The sequence below is a fragment of the Sphingobium sp. FW306-1B-F04DB genome (assembly GCF_058781925.1).
Genome location: NZ_JBYSXE010000110.1, coordinates 1 through 1,961 on the forward strand (window position 1 = coordinate 1; position 1,961 = coordinate 1,961).

General features: G+C 63.4%; 1 protein-coding gene. It reads right to left on the reverse strand.

Features of this window, described 5'->3' with window-relative positions; genetic code table 11:
• Nucleotides 1-212: 212 nt before the first annotated feature.
• Nucleotides 213-1,658 (reverse strand): lipopolysaccharide biosynthesis protein, encoded by a 1,446-nt coding sequence (locus tag AC3WJD_RS21895; protein WP_492748951.1) that lies wholly within the window; start codon nt 1,656-1,658, stop codon nt 213-215.
• Nucleotides 1,659-1,961 lie beyond the last annotated feature (303 nt).

Below are 1,961 nucleotides of genomic sequence, written 5' to 3' on the forward strand. Positions count from 1 at the left end.
CCACGGAGTTTGGGTCAGCAACCGCACTCTGCCACAGCGCCAGCCGCTATCCACCTCTCGCCATGGGATCTTTCAGGAGGTTGTTCATCCGGCCTGATCGGTTGAGGGGGAAGCGCTATGCGTTTCCGCTGAAAGCGTGAATCAGGCTCTATTAAAAGAGTTGGGACCTTGATTCCACGTTTCAGGCTGAGTCAGCCCGAAACGATCAAGGTCTAGGCGGGGACGGGCTTGCGCTGGATGACGAGCCGCAGCAGCTCGTCGAGCGTCGGCCGCGCGAACAGGAACAGCAGCGCGGCATAGGACAGTGCCCCCAACGTAACGAGCGCGAGCAGGTGCACCGCGGGCGACAGCGGCGGCAGCACCGAATCCGCGCCGCGGCAGATCAGTGCCATTGCGCCCGCGGCGAACAGGCCCGGAGCGACCGCCCGCGCGAGTTGCGTCCAGTGCGCGCCGATGACCGGCAGCGCGATCGCGCACCCGCCGGCCATCACCAGCGGGAAGCCCGCCAGCCACGCCCATGCCAGCCCCTCGACGCCGAAGCGCACGCCGATCGCGAAGGCGATGACCATCACCAGCGCGCCGAGCGCCGAAATGCGCGCGGTGGTGCCCGGCTGCCCCTTGGCGTTGAGCGCGGGCGCGAGCAGGACGTGGACCGTCATGAAGGGCATGACGAAGGCGAGGATCTCCACGAGCGGGACGATGTCGATCCATTTGCGCCCGAACAGCACGAGCACCGCGGGTTCGGCGGCCACCGCGAGCCCGAAATAGATGGGCAGCGCGGCGAGCAGGACGATCCTTACTGCCTTGAGGAAGGAGTGCGCGAATCCGCTCGCGTCATTCTGCAGCCGCGAATAGGCAGGAAAGGCGACCTCGTTGAGCGGCGGGACGAACTTGTTGACGAAGATCTGCGTCAGGAACAGTGCCTCGGCATAAAGCCCCAGCGTGTGCGGATCGAAATACCGGCCGCCGATGAACACATCGACCTGGTTCTGGATCGTCCAGAACAGGTTGGAGACGATCAGCGCGCCGCCGAAGCCGAACATTGCGCCCGTGCCGCGAAAGTCGAAGCTGGGCCGCACCAGCACCCGCGATGCGAGCGTGAGCGAGATCGCACGCGTATAGAAAAGTGCGAGGGGCGCGAAGACCAGCGTCCAGACACCCAGACCGGAGAGCGCGCAGGCGAGCGCGGTCAGGGCGCCCGCGCAGGCCGCGGCGAGGTTCGCCTTGGCCTGTGCGCGAAAATCCAGTGTGCGACTGAGCAGCGCATCGGGGATCGCGATGAAAGGGGTGGCCAGATAGAGCAGCGCCTGGACACGCAGCAGCGCCGCGATTTCGGGCTGGCGGTAATAGGCCGCGACAAGGCCCGCGGTCGCGAGCTGGAGAATCGCCAGACCGCCATTCAGCAACAGCAGCATGCCGAAGGCCTGCCTGATTCGATTCCTCTCCAACGATTCGGCCTGGACGAGCGCGCTCGCGAATCCGTAGCCGTTCATGAAGCTGAACAGCACGAGGACTACCTGGGTCATCGCAAAAAGCCCGTAATCCTGCGGGTTCAGGATACGAATGACCGCCAGGGTCGAGCCCCACATGACGATCTGCGCGACGATCTGGCTGCCCGAGCGCCAGAACACCGCACGCCGTACCCGGCTCGACAGCATTTCCCCTTCATCGATCAAATGTCACACTCCAGTCGTAACGTCATTTCCGCAGAAATCGCGGTTTTCTGCGAGTTTTACCGCGTCATGCAATCTCCTTGTCCCCCTTGTGAAACAAAATTGCAAAAAGGCGGTTGACGCTCAAACTACCCCTCCATATATGCCCTTTCACCGCGGCGCTGAGCCACCTGGCCGGCGCGGTGGTCGCTAAAATGACGGATGCGCGATACCCCCGGTAAGATGGGGAGGATCGAGCGTCCCCGTTTTTGGCTCTTTGACATTGTAGGTTTGATGAAGGGACATGTG

What these genes read in the sequence shown, in the direction of transcription:
- AC3WJD_RS21895 (WP_492748951.1), bottom strand. Translation starts at nt 1,658, where the DNA reads ATGCTGTCGAGCCGGGTACGGCGTGCGGTGTTCTGGCGCTCGGGCAGC.